At 66.3% G+C, this 6,152-nt stretch carries 5 protein-coding genes and 1 pseudogene; all 6 read left to right on the top strand.

Annotation, left to right across the window (positions count from 1 at the left end):
* On the top strand, nt 1-1,107 hold a 1,107-nt coding region (locus ACTIAO_RS16700), incomplete at its 5' end, for a purine-cytosine permease family protein (RefSeq protein ID WP_441907241.1).
* Complete coding sequence (locus tag ACTIAO_RS16695) at nt 1,104-1,676, top strand: cysteine hydrolase family protein (protein ID WP_441907240.1); 573 nt, start codon at nt 1,104-1,106, stop codon at nt 1,674-1,676. The genes ACTIAO_RS16700 and ACTIAO_RS16695, both read left to right, overlap by 4 nt.
* Before the next feature lie 122 nt (nt 1,677-1,798).
* Nucleotides 1,799-2,869, top strand: a pseudogene (locus ACTIAO_RS16690) (alpha/beta hydrolase).
* A gap of 35 nt (nt 2,870-2,904) precedes the next feature.
* On the top strand, nt 2,905-3,765 hold the full coding sequence (gene kynA / locus ACTIAO_RS16685; protein WP_441907239.1) for a tryptophan 2,3-dioxygenase: 861 nt from the start codon (nt 2,905-2,907) through the stop codon (nt 3,763-3,765).
* On the top strand, nt 3,765-4,847 hold the full coding sequence (locus ACTIAO_RS16680; RefSeq protein ID WP_441907238.1) for a hypothetical protein: 1,083 nt from the start codon (nt 3,765-3,767) through the stop codon (nt 4,845-4,847). Before kynA ends, ACTIAO_RS16680 begins: the two co-directional genes overlap by 1 nt.
* A gap of 1 nt (nt 4,848) precedes the next feature.
* Nucleotides 4,849-6,060 carry a kynureninase gene (locus ACTIAO_RS16675; RefSeq protein ID WP_441907237.1) on the top strand — a complete coding sequence of 404 codons (1,212 nt, stop codon included), beginning with the start codon at nt 4,849-4,851 and terminating at the stop codon, nt 6,058-6,060.
* The last annotated feature ends 92 nt before the right edge of the window (nt 6,061-6,152 follow it).

Here is a 6,152-nt window from a genome sequence, read left to right as displayed (position 1 = left end):
TCGATCGGCTGGGAGACGTTCCTCGCGATCATGGCGGTCCTCGCCACCGCGACCGTCATCACGCAGCTCGGCGGTGACGGCGACAGCATCGCCCTGAGGATCATCGCCACCGTCGTCGTCGCAGCACTCATCGTGGCGGCATCCGTTCTCGGATATCACACGATCATGAAGATGCAGTCGGTGCTGACATGGATCACCGGCGCCGTCACGATCCTCTACGTCATCCTGACGATTCCGCACATCGATCTCGCCGCGGTCATGGCCCACCCGGACGGCGGCATCGGCGCCGTGATCGGCGCGCTCGTGATGGTCATGACCGGCTTCGGACTCGGCTGGATCAACATCGCCGCTGACTGGTCGCGGTATCAGAAGCGCACGGCATCCGACGGTGCGATCGTGTTCTGGAACACGTTCGGCGGGGCTGTCGCGCCGGTTCTCCTGGTCGTGTTCGGTCTGCTGCTCGCCGGCTCCGATGACGCGCTGCTGGATGCCGTCGGAGCCGACCCGATCGGCGCACTGGCGACGCTGCTGCCGATCTGGGTGCTCGTGCCGTTCCTCCTGACTGCCGTGCTCGCCCTCGTCTCGGGCGCGGTGCTCGGCATCTACTCGTCGGGGCTGACGTTGCTGAGCCTCGGCATCCGTATCCCCCGCCCGTCTGCGGCCGCAATCGACGGCGTCATCCTCACCCTCGGAACGATCTGGGTGGTGTTCTTCGCGACGAACTTCCTGGGGCCATTCCAGTCGTTCCTCATCACGCTCGGTGTTCCGCTGGCCTCGTGGGCCGGCATCCTCATCGCCGACATCCTGCGACGCAAGAAGAACTACGACGACGAGGCCCTGTTCGACGCGAAGGGTCGATACGGCGCGTGGGACTGGACCTCGATCATCACCATGGTCGTGACCAGCGTGATCGGGTGGGGACTCGTCCTCAACCTGTTCGCCGAGGATGCTGCGTGGAACAACTGGCAGGGCTACCTGCTCTTCCTCGTCGGGGGCGAAGAAGGCGACTGGGCATACGCCAACCTCGGAGTCTTCGTCGCGCTGGTGCTGTCGTTCCTCGTGACGTACTTTGCCCGCGCGGGCAAGATCCGGCGGCAGGAAGCATGAACGCGCCGGTCCCCGAGCCTGTCGAAGGGGCATGGCTGGTCGTTATCGACCCGCAGAATATCTTCGCCGCACCGGACTCCGAGTGGGGCTCCCCGTTCTTCGCCGAGGTGATGCCGCGCATCCGGGCGCTTGCCGATGCCTTCGGCGAGCGCGTGCTGGTCACGCGCTGGATGCCGACGGCTGATCGATCCACGTCATGGGGCGAGTACTTCGCGGCATGGCCATTCGCCGATCAGCCGCCAACGGATCCGCTGTTCGAGCTGGTGCCGGCCGCGCGCGAGCTGTCGCAGCATCCGGCTCTCGACCTGCCGACGTTCGGCAAATGGGGTCCGGAACTGGAGTCGATCGTGGGACACGGCGGCCGGTTCGTGCTCGCCGGCGTCTCGACCGACTGCTGCGTGCTCTCCACAGCCCTGGCCGCGGCTGATGCCGGAGCCAGGGTGACCGTCGCGACAGATGCCTGTGCGGGGTCGACGGCTGAGAATCATGCCGCCGCCGTGCACGTGATGGGGCTGTATCCGCCGCAGATCACCCTGGCGACGACCGCTGAGGTGCTCGCGGCGCGCTGAACGTGCCCCGATCTGCTGACTCTGTCCCGATTTGCTGAGGAATCCGCCCAATCCGTCAGCGGATCGGGACAAGCTCCGCATATCGGGCCGGTTCTGCCACACTGATTCCCGGAGGGGCATATATGACCACGCACGAGGACGTCGCAGCATCCACTCACCCGGATTCCGCTCACCGCAAGCCGCGCAGGCGCTGGCACCGAACGAAGATCACTGTCGGCATCATCATCGCGGTCATCCTGGTCGTGGCGGTCATCGGGGCGATCACGCCGTGGCCGTCCGCGATGGTCATCCGCGCCGTGTTCACTCAGGGCGGCGATGCGACGGCGGCCGAGATGGACAAGTACCTCCCCGACACGAAGCTCACCGAAACTCTCGACGTTTCCTACGGCGATGACGGCGCGGACACCACGATGGATGTCTTCACCCCGGCATCCGCCACGGCACCGCTGCCGACGATCGTGTGGATCCATGGCGGCGCCTGGATCTCGGGATCGAAGGAAAACGTCGATCCGTACATGAAGATCCTCGCCGCCGAGTGATACACGACGATCGCCCTGAACTACACGATCGGGCCCGAGGGCTTCTATCCGACAGCGGTCCATCAGATCAACAAGGCGCTCGGCTACATCGACGAGCACGCAGACGAGCTCAACGTCGATCCCACCCAGATCGTGCTCGCCGGCGACTCGGCGGGCAGCCAGCTCGCCAGCCAGATGGCGACGCTCATCACGAACCCGGACTACGCCGCGATCATGTCCGTGAAGCCGGCGCTCGACGCCGACCAGGTCGTCGCGACCGTACTGAACTGCGGCGTCTACGACCTCGCTGCTCTCGCCGCCCTCGACGGCATCGTCGGTTGGGGCTTGAAGTCGTCGATGTGGGCGTACACCGGCACGAAGACCTGGGCCGAGGGATCCTCCGGCGCCACAATGTCGACCGTGAACTGGGTGACAGCGGACTTCCCCACCACCTACATTTCCGGCGGCAATGGCGACGCCCTCACGTGGCTGCAGTCGATCCCGATGTCCCAGCGACTGGAAGAACTCGGCGTCGACGTGACGAACCAGTTCTGGCCGGCGGATCACGAACCGGCACTGCCGCACGAGTATCAGTTCCACCTCGATATGCCCGACGCGCAGACCGCTCTGCAGAAGACCATCGACTTCCTGGGTGCACATACGACACAGCCCTGACGCCTGACCGATCGTTCAGGATATCCTCGGGAATCATGGGCACAGACTCCGCAGACAACGAGCGCACACTGGAAGACACCATCGTCACCGACCTCGCCGGAAAGATGACGTACGGCTCCTACCTCGAACTCGACAAGCTCCTCGACGCGCAGCATCCGGTCAGCCGCCCCGAGCATCACGACGAGATGCTGTTCATCATCCAGCATCAGACCACCGAGCTCTGGTTGAAGCTCATGCTGCACGAGGTGTCGTCGGCGCGCGTGCTGCTGGCGCACGACGATCTGCGCGAGGCGCTCAAGCGCGTCGCTCGCGTGAAGCGCATCCAGGACGTGATGACCCAGCAGTGGTCGGTGCTGGCCACTCTCACCCCAACCGAGTACGCGCAGTTCCGCGGCTCGCTGGGGAACTCCTCGGGGTTCCAGTCGGTGCAGTACCGCGCGGTCGAGTTCGCGCTGGGGAACAAGAACGAGCGGATGCTGTCGGTCTTCCGCGACCACCCCGAGAACCTGGCGCTGCTGGCGGACGAGCTCGAGCGCCCGACGCTGTACGACGAGTTCCTCCGGTACGCGTCGCGCCGCGGCCTGCCGATTCCCGAGGAGATTCTCCAACGCGACGTGCGCGAGGCGTACAAGCCGCACGACTCCCTGGTGCCCGCGATTCGCGAGATCTACGAGAACCCTCAGACACACTGGGACCTGTACGAGGCGTGCGAAGACCTCGTCGACCTCGAGGACAACTTCCAGTTCTGGCGGTTCCGGCATCTGAAGACCGTCACCCGCACGATCGGCATGAAGGTCGGCACCGGCGGCTCGAGCGGCGTGAGCTTCCTCCAGCGCGCGCTGGAATTGACGTTCTTTCCCGAGCTCTACACGGTACGCACCGAGATCGGCGCGTAATGCGCGCGGTCACGTATCTCGATCGGCGGGCCGCGGTCTGGCGCGAGGGCGTGGCCACGGTCGTCGATGGACGGGTGCAGATTTCTGCCGACGCCCCGGATGCGGGGATGCCGCGGCTCGACGGCGTCGTGACCGGCGGCTTCACCGACGCGCACGTGCATCTGCAGCTGGTCGATTCGGCGGCGCTCGCGGAATCGACGCTCGGCATGGTCATCGACCTGGGTGGGAATCCGCAGGTGCTCGCCGCGGTCGCGCGGGCAGCCGCGGTCGCGCCGGTTGCCGCGGTCGCGGCGCATAACTCCGGAGTGTTGACGCAAACACGGCCCGATACGGCCGATTCCGCCCCGTTTCACGAAAAAGCTCCGGAGTTATGCACGGGAAGCGGCGTGAAGATCGTGTTCGCCGGCGCCTTTCTGACCCCTCCGGGCGGGTATCCGTCAGATCGCACGTGGGCCCCCGAAGGGTCGGTGCGCGAGATCGCCGACGCGGATGCCGCCGCAGCAGCCATCGCCGAAATGAAAGCCGCAGGTGCCACCTGCATCAAACTCGCGAGCAACAGTGTGGCGGGTCCCGTGTTCTCGGACGAGATGTTCACGACGATCGTCGAGCTCGCATCGACGCAGAATCTCTCGGTGATGACGCATGCCGAGGGTCCGGGCGAGGCGCAACGCGCATCCCTGTTGCGGGCACGCGGGCTCGCTCACGCGCCATTCACCGAACGGCTCACCGACACTGAGCTGCGTCGCATGCACGGAAACGTGGCCTGGGTCTCGACGCTCGCGATCCATGACGGCGAGGCGTATGACATCGCCATCGACAACGTCCGTCGATTCCACGCCCTCGGCGGCAACATCCTCTACGGCACCGATATGGGCAACGGCCCCGCCCCGGTCGGCATCAACCCGCAGGAAGTAGCGGCGCTGCGCGAGGCAGGCATCGACGGCGCTGACCTGCTGCAGTCGCTCGCCCCGGTCGATCCGCTGAACCCCGCCTCACGGCTCAACTTCATCCCCGGTGCCTCGCCTGAGACCGCCGACCCGCTCCGCGCTCGCCCGCTCGCTCCCGCCGATCTGGAGGATTGACGTGTCCGACCTCGTTACTCATGCCCACACCCTCGACGCTCACGATCCCCTCGCCGCGCACCTCGATGCGTTCGTCGAGGCTCCCGGAGTCAGCGCCTATCTCGATGGCAACTCTCTCGGCCGCCCGCTGCGCGACCTCCCCGAACGGCTCGCCGCCTTCGTCCAGAATGACTGGGGCACACGGCTGATCCGCTCCTGGGACGAGCAGTGGATGGACCTGCCGACCGAGCTCGGCGACCGGATCGGCCGGGTCGCCCTCGGCGCTGCCGCCGGCCAGACCGTCGTCGCCGACTCGACAACCGTGCTGCTCTACAAGCTCATGCGTGCGGCTGTTGCAGCGCAGCCCGAGAGAACCGACATCGTGATCGAGGAAGGAAACTTCCCCACAGATCGTTTCGTCGCCGAGGGCGTCGCCGCCGAGCACGGGCTGACGCTGCGCTGGATCAGTCCCGATCCGATCGCCGGCGTGCAGGTCTCCGATGTCAAAGCCGTCGTGTCAGAGAAGACAGCACTCGTCGTGCTCAGTCATGTTGACTATCGATCCGGCGCGTTGGCCGATATGAAGGCGATCACGGATGCTGTGCACAAAACGGGTGCGCTCATGCTGTGGGACCTCTGCCACTCGGTCGGCGTCATCCCGACCGAGCTCGATGCGTGCGGCGTCGATCTCGCCGTCGGCTGCACCTATAAGTATCTGAACGGCGGGCCCGGCTCCCCCGCCTTCGCCTATGTCAACGCCCGCCATCACGGCCTGCTGCGCCAGCCCATCCAGGGGTGGATGGGCGCCGGAGACGTCTTCGCCATGGGCGACGCCTACGCTCCGGCCAGCGGCATCCGCCAGTTCATCAGCGGCACACCACCCGTGCTCGGGATGCTGGCGATGCAGGGCATGCTCGACCTGATCGAGGAGGCGTCGATCGAGGCGGTGCGCGCGAAGTCGAAGACGCTGACCGACCTGGTCGTGCGCGCGTTCGACGAAGAGCTCGCGCCTCTCGGCGTGCGTCTGTTGAGCCCGCGGGATGCCGCCGAGCGCGGTGGCCACGTCACGATCGGCCACCCGGACTTCGCCGAGGTGACGAAGACGCTGTGGGCAGACGGCGTGATCCCGGACTTCCGCTTCCCGGACGGCATCCGCCTGGGGCTCTCACCACTGAGCACCTCGCACGCGGAAGCGCTCCACGGCGTCCTGGCCGTGCGCGACGCGCTCGTGTGAGCGGACTGTTTCGACTCGCTGACGCTCGCTCAACACGTTTCGTCTGCGGGCTCCGCCCTCCGCTCAACGCCCCGCGGGTGGACCTCGAACTC

The organism is Microbacterium sp., from assembly GCF_052099035.1.
GTDB lineage: Bacteria > Actinomycetota > Actinomycetes > Actinomycetales > Microbacteriaceae > Microbacterium.
The sequence above is the reverse complement of the archived record's forward strand: the minus strand, read 5'-3'. Positions and strand labels throughout refer to the sequence as shown.

Excerpts from the sequence above, each read along its gene's own strand:
- kynA (WP_441907239.1), top strand. The coding sequence starts at position 2,905 with ATGGGCACAGACTCCGCAGACAACGAGCGCACACTGGAAGACACCATC.
- ACTIAO_RS16680 (WP_441907238.1), top strand. The coding sequence starts at position 3,765 with ATGCGCGCGGTCACGTATCTCGATCGGCGGGCCGCGGTCTGGCGCGAG.
- ACTIAO_RS16695 (WP_441907240.1), top strand. The coding sequence starts at position 1,104 with ATGAACGCGCCGGTCCCCGAGCCTGTCGAAGGGGCATGGCTGGTCGTT.